A 17,066-nucleotide genomic window follows, 5' to 3' on the forward strand; every position below is an offset into this window, starting at 1 on the left:
AATGCGTTGCGTAACGAGCGGGGGAGATGTCTCTCCTCTTGATATTTGAGTTGATATCAACATAAATGAGACATGTCAAAGTTGGTGCCCTTCGAAACCACACTTCACGTCCGCGACACGTGCCTCTGCCTCCATGCTCAACGGGCAGCGCGCGCACTGGCACGGCACTTTGATGAGGCGTTACGCCCGGCGGGACTCACCAACCAGCAATTCTCGCTCCTGATGGCGCTGAACCGTCCCGATCCACCGTCCATGGCTCCGGTTGCCGACTTGCTGTGCATGGACCGTACGACGTTGACGGCGGCGCTTAAACGGCTCGTACGACGCGGTTTCGTGCGGATCGAGCCGTCACCGACTGACCGACGGACCCATCTGCTGGTGCTTACCAAAGCGGGAAGCGAGGCGCTCGCCGCCGCACTGCCGATCTGGCGGGATACGCATGCAGCAATCGATGGTCGACTTGGCGGCTGCGATCTGGAGACGCCGCGTGATGCATTGGACTTGCTCGCTCGCATCTGAAGGGAGGCGACCTCGGAGGAAAACCGCTGTCCGATCGTCGGGGACGCGGGATCGGTGAGCATGTGCACGTCCAAAGGGATTGCTCGCTGCCCGGCAGTTCCGCGCCCCATGTCGGTCGTTGCTGCGGCTTTGGTCCGATCCCGAAACCGGACATTCATTCATAGCGGGAGACACGTCTGCACCCGCCCATTCTTGGACGTTCGACGTGTCCTTAGCCGATCCCGGAAGCTTCCGTTCGTTCAGAAGCGCTGGTGGTTGTACTAACGGCCATGTCAACGACCTGTCATGTAGGCACGTACCTACCTTGTGACATCGCTACCACAAGACGGCATTGGTTCTCAAAAACCAGCAGAAGCGCCGCTTCCATGGCCGGAAATCGCTTGCTCACTTCCTCGGATTGCGTCTCCTTAACGTCGAAACCGCCTTACGACCGACCGCCGTTGATAGCGCTGTCGAGTAGAGCAGGGATGAGGGGCAGGGGGCATGGGCTTAGGCCAATTGAGCGTCGCGTTCTTTCTGCAGATGTTCGTCATCATCGCCGCCTGTCGTGCCATGGGGTGGTTGATGAAGCGTCTGTTCGACCAGCTGGGGCTCGTCCGGCCCGCATGAGGCCTGCCATCAGGAAAGAGCCGTCGAACGGCTGTCGAACAAATGGATCGGGAGTGTGGTCATGACGGACCGGATCGTGAAGCGGGTGGTTGTGGCGGGTGGCGGCACAGCGGGCTGGGTGACGGCTACGGCGCTCGTGCGCCATTTGGGGCCGCTTATCGATGTCACGCTGGTGGAATCGGACGCGATTTCCACCATCGGGGTCGGGGAATCCACCGTCCCGACTTTCAAGTCTTTCCACAAGCTGATGGGGATCAAGGAAGACGTCTTCATGTCCGCCGCGCAGGCGACCATCAAGCTCGGCATCGAGTTCGAGAATTGGGGGCGGATCGGCGATCGCTACATCCACCCGTTTGGTACGATCGGGCGGCGCTGGAGCTGGATGGCGGACTTCCATCATTTCTGGCTCCATGCCCGGGCAAGGGGCTTTGGCGGCGATCTCAACGATTATTGTCTGGAATATGTCGCGGGCGAGGCGAACCGCATGTCGCTCAGCCCACCGGTCGCGCCGAGCTATGCCTATCATATCGATGCCGCCAGCTATACGCGGTTCCTGCGCGGCCTTGCCGAGCCGGCGGGCGTGACGCGCGTCGAAGGCAAAATCCGTCATGTCGCGCTGCATCCCGAGAGCGGCTTCATCGATGCGATCGAGCTGGACTCAGGTCAGCGGATCGAAGCCGACCTTTTCATCGATTGCACGGGCTTCCGCTCGTTGCTGCTGGGTCAGGCTCTGGGTGTCGCGTTCGAGGATTGGGGCCGCTGGATCACGACGGATCGCGCGGTGGCGGTGCAGTCCCGGTCCGTCCATCCGCCGCGGCCCTATACCTCTGCGATCGCTCATGAGGCCGGCTGGAGGTGGCGCATCCCGCTCCAGCATCGCGAAGGTAACGGCTTCGTCTTCAACAGCCAGTCCATGTCCGACGATGAGGCTCAGGCGCGGCTGATGGCCGAGATCGACGGGGAGCCGACCGTCGATCCGTGGCTGGTCCGTTTCCAGACCGGAATGCGCGTCCAATCCTGGGCCAGGAATTGCGTCGGGCTGGGGCTGGCCGGCGGATTCATCGAGCCGCTGGAGTCCACCAGCATCCATCTCATGATGGCCGCGGTGACGCGCCTGATCGAGGATTTCCCGTTCAATGGCTGCACCGATGCTCTGATCAACAACTTCAACGCAAAATCACGGCAGGAATTCGAGAATATCCGCGACTTCATCATTCTGCACTACCACATCACCGAGCGCGAGGATTCCAGCTTCTGGCGCCATTGCCGGACGATGGAGCTGCCCCACAGCCTGCAGGAACGGCTCGCCTTGTGGCGGGAAGACGCGCGAGCCTATCAGTTGCCCCACGAGCTGTTCCGGGTGGATAGCTGGGCCTCGGTCCTCCTTGGTCAAGGTTATGAGCCGCGCGGCTATCATCGCCTCGCAGAAATGATGCCCGAGGAGAAGCTTCGAAGTGAGTTGGCCAGCATGCGCACGCAAATCGCGGAGCTTGTCGAAGGGATGGCCAGTCACCCCGATTTTCTGAAGGCTTATTGTCCCGCCGAGGAGCCAGCCTTCGCGCGCGCCCATCCCGCCGAATTGGCGTTGAGTGGCTGAAAATAGCAAGCAGGCGGCTGGGCAGCTACGCGCCCAAATGCGATCCTTAGGCCGCGCTCTGCAAATGGCCAATCGCGGACTGACTGTTTCGGGAGTTCGCGCGGTGCATCTGCATCGTCTCCGGCTTTCGATTGCTTCTCACGGTTTGCGATCACTTTTCCAATGGCGAGCTTTCGGATTGCAGCGCGGAACGCAATCCAGAAGCATCGCAACCGGCGCTCTCCGTGCAACCCGCGACACGCAGCGTCTGCACCGCAGCGGGCGAGAGCGGAGTGAGGTCGCGCATCTCGTCGAGCGACTGGCTGCGAAAACGGACGGCCAGTCGGTAACGCCCGGATCCGTCGGTCCAGCGCTCGAAGATCAGGGCGCCACCGGGCGGCGGATCGTCGGTGGCGAACTGGACCGCCTGCCAGTGCAGGCCCAGCGCGCCGCCGATCAGGGCGAGATTGGTGTCGTGGCCTACGAACAGGCTGTACGCCGGCGCATCCGGTGCGGACAGGGCGCTGGCCACCTCACGGAGCAGCGCGGATGATCCCGCGCGCGCGATCGCCGGCGGGCGGGCGGTCACTGCGAACTCCCAGCTGTGTAATTCCAGCAGATGCGTGATCGTGCCGCGGGTCGCGCGGCCCCAGCCGACCTGTGCAAGCGGCTGCCCGTCGGCATATTCCAGTGCGAGAGTCTCGGAGAAGCTGCCGCCGGTAGCCAGCGCACCGCTCAGCTTCACCCGTCCACCGTTGGCCGAAACGGCGGTCGGTTTCGCGGTGATGCAAGGGGACGCGTGGCAATCGAGGATGTGATCGATCGCGGCCCAGTCGTCGGCCAGATCGCGATCGAGCTGCGACGCGCCGCCCTGGGGCAGTGCCGCATTTGCGGCGGCGGCCGTCTCGGCATTGGTTAGCGGCGACGTGCCGTCGAAGGGCGAGAAGCGCGGGTCCCGTTCTCCCGCCGCCTTGTGATCCACGCTCGTCTTACAACCCGGCAATAGCGCCGCGACGTAGACTTCGGCGGTGCGAACCGTGCGCTGGTCGGTGTCGGCCACGGCGCGTATCGCCGGGCAACCTGATCCCAGCACATCGGCATAGGTCGCCCGATCGAACGCGCCGAGCATCGTCACCGCCTGCTCGCCGTGATGGCTGAGTTCGCCCCAGCCCACATCCCAGGCCGGCCATGGCGCGGGGGCGAGACCGGCCGGCAGCGGTTCGGCCTTGGTGGGCGGGCGGATGCCGTGGCGCATCACCACGACCACCCGGTCGATCCGCCAGCCGGAGGCCGGGGTGGCGGATGTCGCGGATGATGCCGCCGCCGACGTCGCCAGCACTGCCGCCAGCACACGCATCACGAGGCGCATCAGAAATGCGTCTCCAGATTGAAGAACACGCTGCGGCCGGGCTGGCGCAGATAGAGATTGTAGGGCGACTGCTCTCCGTCCGCCGTGGTCGACTGGGTGCCGGCATAATCCATGACCGCGTGGCTGTTGAACAAATTGCCGACCTTTACCGAGGCGGTCAGCTCATGAAACAATCCCGCGACATGATCGAAGTGCCAGCCGAACGCCAGATCGGCGGAGAAGGTGGTGCCGATATGGCTGGTCGGGTCGTCGATCGTGCCGGCGGCGATAGGCACGCTGCCGTTGAGATAGCCCGCATCCATCGGCACGTTGCCATTGTCGTTGCCATAGCGCGGGCCGACCCACTTGCCGATCAGCGACGCGAATGGGCCGTGCTTGTTCTCGTAGATCAGGCCGGCGGCGGCGGTCCACTTCGGCGCCTCGGCCAGCGACGCATGGGTGCCCTTGTATTTGGCCGAGTTCAGAGTGGCGTTGCCGTAGAAGGAGAGGCCGTGCGCGAGCACATACTGGCCCTCGAATTCCAGGCCCTTGTAGATCGCGCCGCCAGCATTGACGAAGCTGCTCTCCTCGGTGCCGTCGACGACGGTGGTCACAGGCGAGAGGAAATTCGAGAAGTCGATATAGTAAGCGTCGGCCGAGAGGCTCCAGCGGTTGCCGTGGAGCACGGTGCCGACCTGATAGTTCCAGGTCAGCTCGGGCTTCAGGTCTGTGGGGTCCTCTACCTGGAACACGTCGATCGGCGGGGCGAGGAATCCGCGCGCCATCTGCGCATAGGCCGACCAATTGGAGGCGATGCGGTAGTTGGCCGCGATCGAGGGCTGCCAGGCGTGATAGGCGATGTCGGTCTCGCCGTTGGGGCCGCCCTTGTTGATCGTCGCGTGCAGATCGCGCTGGTAGCTGGTGTATTTGACGCCGGGGTTGATGGTCAGCCCGTCGACCGGGCGCAGATCGACCTCGACATAAGGCTGCCAGGTCGTGCCCAGATCGGCATATTGGTAGGAAAGGGCCGTGCCCGTCTTGCCGGGAACGGGGACGCCGTCCTGCGTGATGTCGACCGTTTCCGAATAGCGCTTGTCGTGCTGGGAGTCGAACCAGACACCCCATTTAAAGTCGGCGAACTTGGTTGGGGCCTCGAAGCGCAGGGTGTCGCCCCAGGTGCTGACGACGGCGTCGGTGTGCTTGCCCTTGATGTCAGTGGCGTAGGTGGCGACCTTTTTGCCGATGTTAGTCGGGCTGTAGAAGGTCACGCCATTATCAGCGGGATTATCGTCCGACGCGTCGCTCGACTCGGTATATTTGTGCGTGAAGCCATTGTGATAAGCCTGGTTGTCGATCTGCACCGGGCCGATGCTGGTCTGCAGTCGGAGATATTCGAAATCGGTCGTGTAGTGACTCGGCTGGTAGCCGAAATAGCACATCGCGGTTTTGTCTTTGCACAGGCCGTAATTGTTGCCGTATTTCTGATATTCCTGCAGCGTGGCGCCCTGCGTGGTGTACTGGAACTCGCGATTGTAGCTGGCGAGCGCGGTCAGCTTGGTGGTCGGGCTGATCTGGTAGATCGCCTTGCCGATCAGGTTGTCGCGATGTTCAGCGGAGCCTGTAAGGTAGCCGTCGGTTTTCTCATGCTGCCCTTCGGCGAACATGCGGAAACCGCCGATGTCACCGCTGTCGACCCGGCCGCCGCCCGAGAAGGTGTTGAAGCTGCCCGCCGTGCCATAGGCGTCGACGTCGAAGTGATCGAGCGGGTCTTTCGAGAGGAAGCCGACGGTGCCGCCGAAGGTGGCCTTGCCGATCGTGCTGGCCGATCCGGGCCCGCGATCGATCTGCGCCTCCTGCAGCGCATGGGCGATGAACAGCGACGAGGTGGTGTGGTGGAGATCCTGCGAGTCGCCGAACGGAATGCCGTCGAACGTGACGTTATACTGGCCGTCCTGAAAGCCGCGGATCGCCATCGTCTCGGCCTTGCCGATGCCGGGGCCGTTGGGGTTCGACGTCCAGACGCTCGGCTGGAACTTGATGATGTCGTCGATGCTGGCGAGCGGTGGGATGTTGTTGGCGATGAAGCCGGACTGGATGACGGAGGTCGGCTGCATCGCGTCCAGCGGCATCGAGGAGGGCGCCAGCGGGAGCTCGTGGCCGATGACGGTGATGTCGGCGGCGGGCGCGGTATCGGAAGTGCTGGTCTGGGCCAGCGCAGGCGTCGCCATGGCGAACAGCGAGGTGGCACACAAAAGTGTCGGACGGCGCATTGGGGACCCCCTTCGATGGATCAATCGAAGGGCGCGCTACGCAACCGGTATGACAGATCGCTCGGTGGAACCTGATATTCCTGCAAGGTCGCCGATTTCGGACATTGGCGCGGGCTGATGCGCGGGGAAGCGAATCTCGACGATCATCCCCGGCGCGCCGTCCAGCAGGCGAAGCGAGCCGTCGTGGAACCCGACGATCGCCTTGGCGATCGCGAGGCCGAGGCCGCTGCCCCGATTGGCACTCTTGTCGTTCCCACGCTCGAAGGGGCGCAGCACCCGCGCGCGATCGGCGTCGGCCAGGCCAGGTCCGTCGTCGGCCAGCGAGACGACCGCTTCCGCGCCCTCGCGGTGCATCGCGATCCGGGCGCGGGTGCCGGGGCCGGTGTGCCGCGCGACATTGTCGAGCAGGTTCATGAACAGCTGGAGCAACAGGCTGCGATCGCCCATCAGGATGGCGGGCTCGAACGGCCCGATCGCCAGCGCGCAGCCCGCCTCGACCAGCACGGGTTCCATCGAATTGGCGACATCCTCGAGCAGATCGTCGAACATCAGCGCGGTGCGCGGCGCATCGTGTCGCCCGGCTTCTATCTCGGACAGGCGCAGAAGCGCTTCGAAGGTGGCGATGATCGCGGAACATTCGCGCTCGGCGGCCAGGCGCAGGGTGGCGAAGTCGGCCGGATCATTGCTCTCGCGGGTCAGCAGTGCACGCAGGCGGGTGAGCGGGGTCCGCAGATCGTGCGCGAGGTGGCTGGCAAAATGGCGCTGGCCTTCCACCATCTCCTCCATCCGCGCGATCATGCGGTTGAAGCTCTGCGCCTGCGCGGCGAATATCCCCTCTCGATCGTCGACGGGCACGCGCTGCGAGAGGTCGCCGGCGGCGATCGCATCTGCGGTGGTGCGGGTCAGAGCGAGGCGCGCAGCGATCATCCGCGCCATCGTCCGGCTGGCGAGCACGCCCATCAGCGCCCCGAACAGCGCCAGGCACAGTACCAACGCCGGCAGCATGTCGCGCACCACCTCCTTCATCTCGTCATGATGGAGGACGGTGAGATGCGCGCCGTCGGGCAGGCGGATGGTGAAGGCGCGACCGTCCTTGGGTTTCGAATCCCCGTCGCGGTAGCTGAGCGTCACCAGTCCAGCGCGCTGCAGCGGCAGGTCCACGCGCCCAACGATCCGGCGGCCCGACGCATCGTAGAGCAAGGCGATCTTCATCGATGTGGAGCGCGATGCGGCGCGTCGGATCACCCGATCGGCGACCGAGGCGGTGTCGCGCGGCGCACTGGGCGGCATCAGCTTGCCCATCTCCTTGTAGAGCGACGCGTCGAGCTCGCGGGAGAATTGCAGGCTGGTGAGCGCCAGCACGATCGAGGCCGCGACCGCCATCCCCAGCGCCACCGCCGCGCCGATCCGGAGCGAAAGCCGGCCGATGCCGGGATCGGTCTCGCGCCGGCGTGCGGTCACTGGCACTGCTCGCTCAGCAGCACATAGCCTTCGCCGCGCCGGGTGACGATCGGATCGCAGCCCAGTTCGAGCAGGCGCCGCCGCAGCCGCGATATGTTGCTGTCCACCAGGTTGGGGAGCGGCTGGAAGGAATGGCTCCACACCCCTTCGAACAGCATGGCGCGGGTCACCAGCCGGTCGGCATGGCGCATCAGGAACAGCAGCAGCGAGAATTCGATGCGGTTGAGATGCCGCTGCGCCGCGCCGAAACGGACATTGTGGTTGGTGCCATCGAGCCGCAATTGCCCGATCGACAGGCTGATCACGTCGCCATGCACCTGCGGCCCGCGCCGGACGATCGCCGCCAGTCGCGCGTTGAGCTCCCCGATATCGTAGGGCTTGGCGAGATAGTCGTCGGCGCCGGCATTGAGCCCTTCGACCTTGTCGCTCGAACTCCCCAGCGCCGACAGCATCAGGACGGGGGGCAGGACCCCTTGCGCGCGCAGGTGGTCGAGCAAGCCGGTGCCGGTAAGGTCTGGCAGCATGCGGTCGAGGATGATCGCTTCGAACGGCATCTGGTTGAAGGCCTCGATCGCTTCGGTTCCCGTAGCGGCAACCCTGCAATGATGGCCGAGCGAGCCGAGCTTGGCGGCCAGTTCCTCCGCGATGAGCGGGTCGTCCTCGACAAGTAGCAATTGCAACGCCCGCTGCCTTCAAGTGCATTGGCAAACGTCCACCTGTAACGCTGCATTGTGACAATTCGCAGAGGCTGCGCATTCGGCGCGCGGATGATAACCGTCCAATTTCATGTAGGTCGACGGCTGCTCGGCGCCGCATTGCGGTCATACAGCAGAGCGGACCTCGATCCTGAAAGCCGCCGCCCATTCAGGTGGCGGCTCGGGGCCTTCCAACTGACCGCATCGGGGACTCTATTGCCGCCGTTTACGAGATTGTCTCCGGACGGCTGCACTCGCGGCACGTCCGAACGAGCAGGGCGGGCCGATTGCCGACTGGCCGGTTCCGGGCAAGCTGCCTTCGTTCAGGTCGGCAACCGCTGTCGGGCCGGCTCAATCTCGTCTACTCGTCCAAGGTCCGTTGGACCAAGCGTAACGACGACACCTACCAGACCGTGCAACGCATCGGTCTCGATGGCATCCGTGGTCTGGCCAAGGCTTCGGTCAAGGGCACGCAGATCGGCATGATGGCGCTGTTCGACGCGTCCCCCCAGGACGCGTAATCACCTCTCCCAAGGGTTTGACGAGGGGCGGCAGGCTTAAGCTTGCAGCCTCTTTTCATATAAACGCTGGAGCGTGTTTAGCTTCATCAGCACCTCCTGCGCATTAGCCACGTAGCGCTCAGCCCGAATAGTCAGATATTCGTTCATCTGGCTTGCGGGCGACACGGTGGCGGTGTGGGGCTGCGGACCGGTCGGACTCTTCGCGGTCCAGTCGGCCTTCCTGATGGGGGCCGAAAGGGTGATCGCTATCGATCATTTCCCGCATCGGCTTGAGCTCGCCAGAGGTTCGGCGCCGAGACGACCAAGGACTCGACGAGACGCCGAAAATGGTCGCCAGGACGGCGAAGATGGTGGCCGCCAACGCTGTCCATCTCGCCGGGCTCCTGAAGAAGGAGGGCTATCCGGATTGACGACTGATGTGCTCATCGGCGTCGATGATCTGGGATAGACAGTCAGTTGCTCCCGGATTCAGCACTTCGGATCACGGGAAAATGAGCAGCTTTTAATGATGGGGCAGCGTTAGCGGCGCATTTGTGGCGTGACGCTGCTTCGTTCAAATCGGAATTGGTTATCTTCGGTTGCTTCAACTCATCAACGCAGGCACTCGATCTTTCAGAGCCCAAAACGTGGTGCCGGCTCGCACGACGGTGGCGTTGTCGGGCACTGAGGGCTGGGAGAGGGGTGGCCTTTGAATCTGGTCGTGGTCGGAACATGTGCTGGGGGTGTTCGCGGGGCGGACGGACCTTCGGAGGGCGGTGAGCCCCTCATCGAAAACGCGCGGATTCGCGACGGTTGTGAGGCATCGCTCGATATGCTGGAGTTAGGACAGGCCCTATCGCGACGTTTCAGGGCTTATAGAGCGGACTGGAGGCTAAGCGCCTTTCAGCTGGTGACAACCGCCTTGCCGTTCGTGGGGTTGCTTGTCGCGATGGGAATCGCATCTCCCCATCATCATGGGCTGGCGCTTATGATGGCACTCCCTGCGGCCGGATTGCTCGTTCGCCTCTTCATCTTCCAGCATGATTGTGGCCATGGCTCGTTTTTCAGATCACGGGCAGCAAATGATGCCGTCGGGCGCGTAATCTCCGTACTGACGCTCACGCCGTACGGCCATTGGAAGCAGGGCCACGCTATCCATCATGCCTCCAGCGGCAATCTGGATCGGCGCGGTCGTGGCGATGTCGAGACGTTGACGGTCGACGAATATCGAGGCCTGTCGCGCCTCGGCAGACTGGGCTACCGGCTGTATCGCAGCCCGTACATCCAGGTTCTGATCGGAGCCCCTCTCAACTTCATCATACTCCAGCGGATACCGAGGGGGGCGTCGTATCGAGACCCCTCCGCTCGTCGCAGCATGCTGTCGCTGAACCTGGCGCTGGTGGTGGTTTTCGGCCTGCCGATGATGTTCGTAGGCGTTTGGGAGGTGCTGGCAGTGTATCTGCCTGTCATGGTCTTGGCATCCTGGATCGGAAACTGGCTTTTCTATGTCCAGCACCAGTTCGACGACGCCTATTGGGAGCGAGACGGCGCCTGGAATTTCCACGCATCCGCCCTTCAGGGCGCTTCCTATTTCAAGCTGTCGCCGATCCTGCAATGGTTCAGCGGCAACATCGGTCTGCACCACATCCACCATCTGTGCAGCCGCGTTCCCAACTACCACCTGCAGGCGTGCTTCGACGAAGCGCCGGAACTGAGCCACATCGCCAGGCGGATCACATTGCGTGAGAGCTTGGGGTGCTGGCGGCTGGCTCTTTGGGACGAGCAACGCCGCACGATGGTTGAATTCCGGGAGCTGAATCTGCGGAGCGCCTGACCGTCATCAGGCGGACTGACGCGGCGGATCAAGCAGCCTTCGGATCGCGATGACGATCGGATCGCGATGACGATGTCTATGGCTTCGCTCGACGGGAGCGGAGCGGAATCAAGCTCAAATAAGGGGTGCCCAAAGGCACCCCGAATTCCTTAGGCCTGCTGAAGATTGACGGCCGAGGTCTTGCCGCGGCGATCGGTTTCCAGCTCATAAGAGATGCGCTGATCCTTATCGAGCGTGCGCATACCCGCGCGCTCGACCGCCGAGATATGCACGAACGCATCGCCGCTTCCGTCCTCGGGCGCGATGAAGCCATAGCCCTTGTCGGCGTTGAAGAATTTGACGGTTCCGGTGATCATGGAAAGCTCCTTGTTAGGGATGGGCCGGAAGGCGCACCCTTGTGGTAAAATTCAGTTGGTTTCGGTTGTTGCCGCCTTTTCGGCGATTGCCTGATCGCGCAGGGCCTCTCCCTTCTGAAGCCGGGTCGCCATGGAAAGCCACGCTTCCTGCGATCGCAGGAAGCGTTCTCGCACGTTCGCCAGAGCTGTAGCTTCGGCTTCGCGGCCGCATTCCGCGGCGCGGGCCAGATAGAAATCGCTGGTGGCGGACATCGCAGGCTCCCGGAAAAACGAAGATCAGCCCAACGCGTCGGCGACGATCTGCCTCAGTTCAGCTCGGGACAATGTCGTCGGGCGCAGCAGGATCGTAGGGCTCTTCCGAAAAATGAAGACAGGTACGGGTAATTTGCGGGCAATGGATTTCAGATGATTCATATGTCCTTTGGCGCGACGTCTTCGCGCTTGTAGTTGATATAAGGCGCCAACATGATTTGCGCTGCACTTTCCGTGCGGGGGGAGGCCCGCTCGTTATGACAATGATGCCAACCCCATTGTCCGACAGCACCTGAAACGGCCATAAATCGGATGATCCGATAGCATCGGACGATGTCACAAACACACTCCGTTCTGCGCCAGTAAACCAGCCGCACCAACGGGAGAGGAGCCCAGGAAGGCCAAATCTATGGGAATATGAGCTTTCCACAGACAAGTCTTGCTGCGAGCGGAGGCTCGCACAGCCGGAAGCATGTAAGGGAAAACGATGCCGAAGCACCAAATTCCGTCGCAAGCGACGTTAGCCGCTCACGTATGGACCTGTTCGAGGGCAATTGCAATCGCACCGCCGGATCCGCCTGATTTCAGCCTGCGCGCAACAGATCGCCGATGTGAATGTAGAAGCGGCTAATCCAGGCCAGATCGGCGGGACTAAGGGACAGCTGGTCTCCGATCCGGAGCACATGTGCCACAGTTCCGCCCAAGCCGTTCGGCCAGCCCAGGGTAAGGGTTTGAGCGTCCCGATCGTCGCCCCGCCGAACCACCCCGCCGCAATGGAACAATGTGTCACGGCATCGACCCAGGGCCCGCAGCGGGACGTCATGCCCTGCCTCGATATTCATGCGAAGGCAGACCTTTTCCAGCTTGTTGGGGGTATTTCTGATCCGGGCCAGCAAGAGGAGGTCCTCCGCGCTCCAGCCGGCCTCTGCCGCAACCTCGTCCAGCAATATGTTGAGGAAGCGATCGAGTTCCCGCAGGCCATTTCCGGCCACTTTCGAAGGATAGCGGGGCGGGACGGAATTGATGCCCGGCGAATCCCGGCCCGAGGCGAAGAACAGGGCGGCGGTGCACAAGGTGCTATACGCCTGGTCGCTGCCAATGGATGATATGCGGGGAATGACGATCGCCTGCGGAGCGGGATGCCCCATCCCCTCGATAGCACAGCAAACGCCCTACCCCTATTCAGGCGACACTGTCGCACGAACATGGTACAAGTGGCGCTCACGGAGTTGAACCGCATCCTCGTGACAGACGGCAGGGCGCCCCTGCGCACGAACGAGGTCGCCGATCCCTATGACTGCCCTCAATCCAGGGATGCAGAGCGCCTGTTCATGTGCCGCAGGCGGATGCGGATGATCACGTCGCAGCAGAGAATCGGCTTCTATCGCGCATGGTCCTCGCATGCCGCCCGCCAGGCGCTGTCGGCCGACCAGCAGCAAACCAAAGATCGCTGTGCGCACAGCGCGGGTATGTGGTCCCTGATCGCGGATGCGCTGGAAGCGGGAGACGACGGGCGAGTGGCGGGCCTTACGCACAATCTTGCCTTCTTCCGGACGACCTGCCTGGTCCCTGCGGCCTGACCGCCGTGTCCTTTCCGTCAAACATGGAGAAAACGGTGCCGAACATCCTCAAACACTGGGTGATCGAGCCTCATGAGGACGGGTATCATCTGCGCATCGAGACGGAAGAAGGGGACGTCTTCGAGTTTCTGGCATCCTTCGATCAACTCGACCTGATCGCTGAGGATATCGATAGACGATTGGACGCCGATCAGGATCCAGCTCTCTAGGCTGGCCCTATGCGGCTTCGGATTCTTCGCGCTCGCTTCGCTGGGTATCAGGTCCTGCTGGGCCACACGAAAATCGAACACGTTCGGCATTTGGGCGCGGATGTCGAGAACGCGCTCACCTTCGCCGAAGGAACAGAAATCTAATCTCTTTCCGGCCCCTCACCCTCGCCGAGGAGCCGGACCGTTTCGCGCCCCATTTCAGACCCTCATTGCAATATTGCCTGATCCTAGAAGCGGCCCTTCATTCATGCGCGCCGATCCGGTTTCGGCTGAGCAAATTTCGAGTCTCCAATCCGTGCGCTGGGAATGATCGAAGCCCCAGTTACCGCTACACTCTGCCAAGGATGCGCTCAAGTCGGAGAAGCCAGTGGGTTGCCGAGCGTCACGTCCGTGCCGCTCTCGACACGGCGAAACTATCCTCCAGCATCTGGAACCGCGTGATGCAGTCACCGGACGTGGTGAGGATGATCGCAAAATCGGTTTCGACGACCTTCTCGGTTGCCTTGATCCGGGAGGCGAGTTCTCCGACGATCGCGGCGCGTGTGTCGTTCGCCAGGATGTCCGCAACGTCGAAACTCAGGGGTTCCGTCAGTGACCGTATGGCGGTGATGAAGTTGACGACCGCCGGGTGGCCCATCCGACGGCCCACCCACGGCAGCACGCCGTTGTCCCCGGGGGATTTCAAACAGAGCATCGTCGCTGAACATGGCCGCGATCGTTTCAGCAGGCGATCCGTCTCCGATCGCGGCGAGGAGGCGTTGCGCCAGGACGATGCTGTTCGGCTGCGCCATGCCCTTCGTCCCGCTCCGGCGTCAGACGCCACGATAAACAAGCGCGGTGAAGAGCTTGCCATCGATGACCGACCTGCCCCATTTCACGTCGAAGGCGGCGGTCGGGTGTGCGGCCTGCACCTCCTCCAGCGACTTGCCCTGTGACTTGAGCGAAGACACGCGGGCGCGGACGCTGACCAGCATGTCGCGGAAGGCGACCAAGGCGGTGCGATCGCCCACCGGGCCATGTCCCGGTATGACAACCGTGCGTGCGCCGACCATCGCGATGTTGGCATTGGCGGCGGCGATGGCGCCGTCGATGCTACCACCAGTCACATAGTCGATGAACGGATACATGCCGTTCCAGAAGGTGTCGCCGGTCTGGAGGATGTCGGCCTTTTCAAACAGGGCCGAAAGATCGCCATCGGTATGGCCCGGACGATAGTGCCGGATCCGCACCGTTTCGCCATCGAAGCGGAGCAGCTTGTCACCCGTGAGCACGGAGTTCGGCAAATCCTTCGTCGGGACCGGGGAGAAGGTGTGCCCCCATTCGACGACGCGGATCGTCTGGGTGAGCCGCTGCACCGCCAGCCTGTCGGCGATCAACGTGGCACCGGCGGCACGGACCCAGCCATCGCCGTCGCTATGATCCCAATGCCAGTGGGTGATGATCGCGTAATGCACCTGCCCCGACCCGAGCCCCGCGAGCGCGCGCTTGATCTTGGCCTGGGAGACGGCGATCCCACAATCGACCATTAGCTTGCCCTCGGGGCCGACCAGCACGCCGATATTGCCGCCCGATCCTTCGAGCATGCTGATCCCGCCGCGGAGATGATGCACGATGATCGGAGAGGTGGCTGCAGCCCGATTGATCATGTCGTAGGGCGTTTGCTGGGCACCGACCGGCGCCGCGCCGAGATTGAGAATGGCGGCGGTCATGAGAAATCCCCTTCGTCGCCGCCCGTCAGCCACAAGGCGTCGCGGGGATGCCGGATTATGGAGAGGATCGCGCATCGCTCGGTCTCCCGATGGTGGATGGCTGGCCGGGTCAGTTGTCGTCGAGATGACGGCCGAGGAAGCTGCGCATCAGCGGCACCATCTCGTCAAGCTTGTCCTCGAGCGCGAAATGGCCGGTGTCGAGCAGATGCAATTCGGCCTCCGGCAAATCGCGCAGGTAGGGCGTCGCGCCGTCGGCCGGGAAGATGAAGTCGTTCTTCCCCCACAGGATGATCATCGGCGGCTTGTGCTGCCGAAAAAAGGCCTGAAAATCGGGGTAGAGGGGGACGTTCGTGCCATAGTCACGGAACAGGTCGAACTGGATGTCGCGATTGCCCGGGCGGTCGAGGAGCGCCTGGTCATGTGCCCAATTGTCGGGATCGATCCGCGAGACGTCGCTGACGCCATCGACATACTGGAATTTGGTGGTCTCCGGCGTGACCAGCACATTGAGTGCCTCGCGACGCTCTTGAGAGTTATCCGCCCAATAGGCTTTGATCGGATCCCAGAAGGCCTTCAACCCCTCCTCATAGGCATTGCCATTCTGGACGATGAACGCGCTCACGCGCTCCGGATGCTTCAGCGCGAGCCGGTATCCAATCGGCGCGCCGTAATCCATGACGTACATCGCGTAGCGTGACACTCCCAGTTGCTGGAGCAGGCCGTCCATGAGGTCGGCATAATGGCCGAAGCTGTACTCGAAGGCGGCGTGATCCGGCGCTGCGCTGTGCCCGAAGCCCGGATAGTCCGGCGCGATGACGTGGTATTTGTCTGCCAGAAGCGGTATCAGATTGCGGAACATGTGGGAGGATGTCGGGAAGCCGTGCAGCAGCAGTACGACCGGTCCGTCTGACGGGCCTGCTTCGCGATAGAAGATTTCGATCCCACCCACTGTCGCCGTTCGATAGTGCGTGACCGGGTTGCTCGATGCGTGGTGCAGAACGTTCGATGCAGTCATCGTCGGTCTCCCTTGGCATGGCGAGTCATGCCTTGAGGAGAGCGTAGGCGGCTGTCGGGGAGATCAGAATGCCCGAGATACGGCAACCTAGCTTCCACAGCCCGAAACCATGATCGATCGGCTCGACACGATGCGCGTCTTCGTGACGGCGCTCAATGAGGGGAGCCTTGCCAGAGCCGGCCAGCGTCTCGGCCGCTCGCCAGCCGCCATCACGCGCGCGATCGCGGCGCTCGAAAGCCATGTCGGCACGATCCTGCTGCACCGAACGCCCCGCCGGTTGCAGTTAACCGAGGCCGGTGAGCGCTATGTCGCGGTCTGTCGTCATGTCCTGGCGCAGCTCGACGAGGCGGACCGCTCTGCGACGGGCGAGGGAATGGTACCTCACGGCATACTGACGGTGACGGCTCCGGTCATGTTCGGTACGCGCATCCTGCGCCCGATCGTCGGCGAGTTCCTGAGCAAATATCCTGCGGTGCAGGTGCGCTACCTCCTGCTCAACCGCATGACCAACCTGGTCGATGAAGGGATTGATGTCGGCCTGCGCATCGCGCCGCTACAGGACTCGGCGCTGATCGCCTTGAAAATCGGCGAAGTCCGCCGCGTATTGTGCGCGTCTCCCGCCTATCTTGCCCGCCGAGGGGCGCCGGAGACGATCTCGGATCTTGCAGGCCATGACTGCATCGCCATCGAGCCCACCAGCGCCGAGGATATCTGGAGCTTTCCGCCGTTGCGTGGACGCAAGATGGCCCGGACGGTCAGGGTCCGGCCGCGGCTCATGGTCAATGCCGACGAAGCAGCGGTGAGCGCCGCAGTGGATGGAGAAGGCATCGTCCGGATCCTGAGCTACAAGATCCAGCAAGAGGTGTTGGACGGGAAGCTTGTCATTCTTCTGCCAGACGATCAGCCCCCGCCGGTTCCCGTTCACCTGATCGCCTCAGAACATCGTCTGGCTCTCACCAAGGTTCGTGCCTTCATGGATTTCGCCGGCGAGCGGTTGCGAGCAAGCTTCAGGGCAACGGAAACGCTGGCTCCTGTGCACGAGCTACGCGGAGTGGCCTGATAACCGGGCCTCGCAAAGGACACTGTTCTCCCTTCGCGCACCAGTAAGCCGCTCCGTCTCAAAGGCTCGCGCC

Annotated in this window: 18 protein-coding genes and 1 pseudogene; 8 read left to right on the top strand and 11 right to left on the bottom strand. The window is 62.8% G+C overall.

What is annotated here, in order from left to right; genetic code table 11:
- Positions 1-72 precede the first annotated feature (72 nt).
- The 3 genes from ST3T6A_RS0109515 (at position 73) to ST3T6A_RS0109525 (ending at position 2,725) form a co-directional block, all read left to right on the top strand.
- Entirely contained in the window at positions 73-519 is a 447-nt protein-coding gene (locus tag ST3T6A_RS0109515; RefSeq protein ID WP_019832682.1) for a MarR family winged helix-turn-helix transcriptional regulator, read from the top strand.
- A gap of 483 nt (positions 520-1,002) precedes the next feature.
- The gene (locus tag ST3T6A_RS22140; RefSeq protein WP_019832683.1) at positions 1,003-1,128 is read left to right on the top strand and encodes a hypothetical protein; all 126 of its coding nucleotides are present in this window, start codon (positions 1,003-1,005) and stop codon (positions 1,126-1,128) included.
- 61 nt (positions 1,129-1,189) lie between these two features.
- Entirely contained in the window at positions 1,190-2,725 is a 1,536-nt protein-coding gene (locus ST3T6A_RS0109525; RefSeq protein WP_019832684.1) for a tryptophan halogenase family protein, read from the top strand.
- 151 nt (positions 2,726-2,876) lie between these two features.
- Here the strand turns inward: ST3T6A_RS0109525 and ST3T6A_RS19775 are convergent, their stop codons facing one another.
- Genes ST3T6A_RS19775 through ST3T6A_RS0109545 form a run of 4 tightly spaced genes read right to left on the bottom strand, consistent with a single transcriptional unit; the run spans position 2,877 to position 8,457 of the window.
- Entirely contained in the window at positions 2,877-4,073 is a 1,197-nt protein-coding gene (locus tag ST3T6A_RS19775) for a histidine-type phosphatase (RefSeq protein WP_019832685.1), read from the bottom strand.
- Positions 4,073-6,322, bottom strand: a complete 2,250-nt coding sequence (locus ST3T6A_RS0109535) for a TonB-dependent receptor (RefSeq protein WP_202804582.1) — start codon at positions 6,320-6,322, stop codon at positions 4,073-4,075. The genes ST3T6A_RS19775 and ST3T6A_RS0109535 overlap by 1 nt, the downstream gene beginning before the upstream one ends.
- A 36-nt stretch (positions 6,323-6,358) precedes the next feature.
- Complete coding sequence (locus ST3T6A_RS19780; RefSeq protein WP_019832687.1) at positions 6,359-7,783, bottom strand: sensor histidine kinase; 1,425 nt, start codon at positions 7,781-7,783, stop codon at positions 6,359-6,361.
- Positions 7,780-8,457, bottom strand: a complete 678-nt coding sequence (locus tag ST3T6A_RS0109545) for a response regulator transcription factor (RefSeq protein ID WP_019832688.1) — start codon at positions 8,455-8,457, stop codon at positions 7,780-7,782. Before ST3T6A_RS0109545 ends, ST3T6A_RS19780 begins: the two co-directional genes overlap by 4 nt.
- 308 nt (positions 8,458-8,765) lie before the next feature.
- Here ST3T6A_RS0109545 and ST3T6A_RS0109550 point away from each other — a divergent pair, with 308 nt between their 5' ends.
- From ST3T6A_RS0109550 to ST3T6A_RS19785, 3 genes and pseudogenes are all read left to right on the top strand, one after another.
- Positions 8,766-8,999: a hypothetical protein gene (locus ST3T6A_RS0109550; protein ID WP_019832689.1), complete on the top strand. Its 234-nt coding sequence runs from the start codon at positions 8,766-8,768 to the stop codon at positions 8,997-8,999.
- Positions 9,000-9,156: 157 nt separating this feature from the next.
- Positions 9,157-9,299: pseudogene (locus ST3T6A_RS21970) on the top strand (zinc-binding dehydrogenase); the annotation flags it as partial.
- Between the two features lie 589 nt (positions 9,300-9,888).
- Positions 9,889-10,812, top strand: coding sequence for a fatty acid desaturase (locus tag ST3T6A_RS19785; protein WP_235785764.1), 924 nt, complete (start codon positions 9,889-9,891; stop codon positions 10,810-10,812).
- Between the two features lie 149 nt (positions 10,813-10,961).
- On the opposite strand, the gene ST3T6A_RS0109565 is transcribed toward ST3T6A_RS19785, so the two are convergent.
- The 3 genes from ST3T6A_RS0109565 to ST3T6A_RS0109575 all read right to left on the bottom strand — a co-directional run bounded on the left by ST3T6A_RS0109565 (position 10,962) and on the right by ST3T6A_RS0109575 (position 12,568).
- Complete coding sequence (locus ST3T6A_RS0109565) at positions 10,962-11,168, bottom strand: cold-shock protein (RefSeq protein ID WP_019832691.1); 207 nt, start codon at positions 11,166-11,168, stop codon at positions 10,962-10,964.
- Positions 11,169-11,219: 51 nt separating this feature from the next.
- Positions 11,220-11,420, bottom strand: coding sequence for a hypothetical protein (locus tag ST3T6A_RS0109570; RefSeq protein WP_019832692.1), 201 nt, complete (start codon positions 11,418-11,420; stop codon positions 11,220-11,222).
- Between the two features lie 584 nt (positions 11,421-12,004).
- Positions 12,005-12,568: a hypothetical protein gene (locus tag ST3T6A_RS0109575; protein WP_019832693.1), complete on the bottom strand. Its 564-nt coding sequence runs from the start codon at positions 12,566-12,568 to the stop codon at positions 12,005-12,007.
- A gap of 57 nt (positions 12,569-12,625) precedes the next feature.
- On the opposite strand from ST3T6A_RS0109575, the gene ST3T6A_RS0109580 reads away from it, so the two are divergent.
- Positions 12,626-13,000, top strand: coding sequence for a hypothetical protein (locus ST3T6A_RS0109580; protein WP_019832694.1), 375 nt, complete (start codon positions 12,626-12,628; stop codon positions 12,998-13,000).
- Positions 13,001-13,017: 17 nt separating this feature from the next.
- Here the strand turns inward: ST3T6A_RS0109580 and ST3T6A_RS21695 are convergent, their stop codons facing one another.
- From ST3T6A_RS21695 to ST3T6A_RS0109600, 4 genes are all read right to left on the bottom strand, one after another.
- Positions 13,018-13,299: a hypothetical protein gene (locus tag ST3T6A_RS21695; protein ID WP_019832695.1), complete on the bottom strand. Its 282-nt coding sequence runs from the start codon at positions 13,297-13,299 to the stop codon at positions 13,018-13,020.
- A 292-nt stretch (positions 13,300-13,591) separates the two neighbouring features.
- Positions 13,592-13,903 (bottom strand): nuclear transport factor 2 family protein, encoded by a 312-nt coding sequence (locus ST3T6A_RS19790; RefSeq protein WP_019832696.1) that lies wholly within the window; start codon positions 13,901-13,903, stop codon positions 13,592-13,594.
- Between the two features lie 118 nt (positions 13,904-14,021).
- The gene (locus ST3T6A_RS0109595) at positions 14,022-14,918 is read right to left on the bottom strand and encodes an MBL fold metallo-hydrolase (RefSeq protein ID WP_019832697.1); all 897 of its coding nucleotides are present in this window, start codon (positions 14,916-14,918) and stop codon (positions 14,022-14,024) included.
- Positions 14,919-15,027: 109 nt separating this feature from the next.
- The gene (locus ST3T6A_RS0109600; RefSeq protein WP_051103432.1) at positions 15,028-15,933 is read right to left on the bottom strand and encodes an alpha/beta fold hydrolase; all 906 of its coding nucleotides are present in this window, start codon (positions 15,931-15,933) and stop codon (positions 15,028-15,030) included.
- A gap of 109 nt (positions 15,934-16,042) precedes the next feature.
- Between ST3T6A_RS0109600 and ST3T6A_RS0109605 the strand changes: the two genes are divergently transcribed.
- Positions 16,043-16,993: a LysR family transcriptional regulator gene (locus ST3T6A_RS0109605; protein ID WP_019832699.1), complete on the top strand. Its 951-nt coding sequence runs from the start codon at positions 16,043-16,045 to the stop codon at positions 16,991-16,993.
- Positions 16,994-17,066: the final 73 nt, after the last annotated feature.

Origin of the sequence: Sphingomonas sp. PR090111-T3T-6A (assembly GCF_000383095.1) — a bacterium.
Lineage (GTDB): Bacteria > Pseudomonadota > Alphaproteobacteria > Sphingomonadales > Sphingomonadaceae > Solisphingomonas.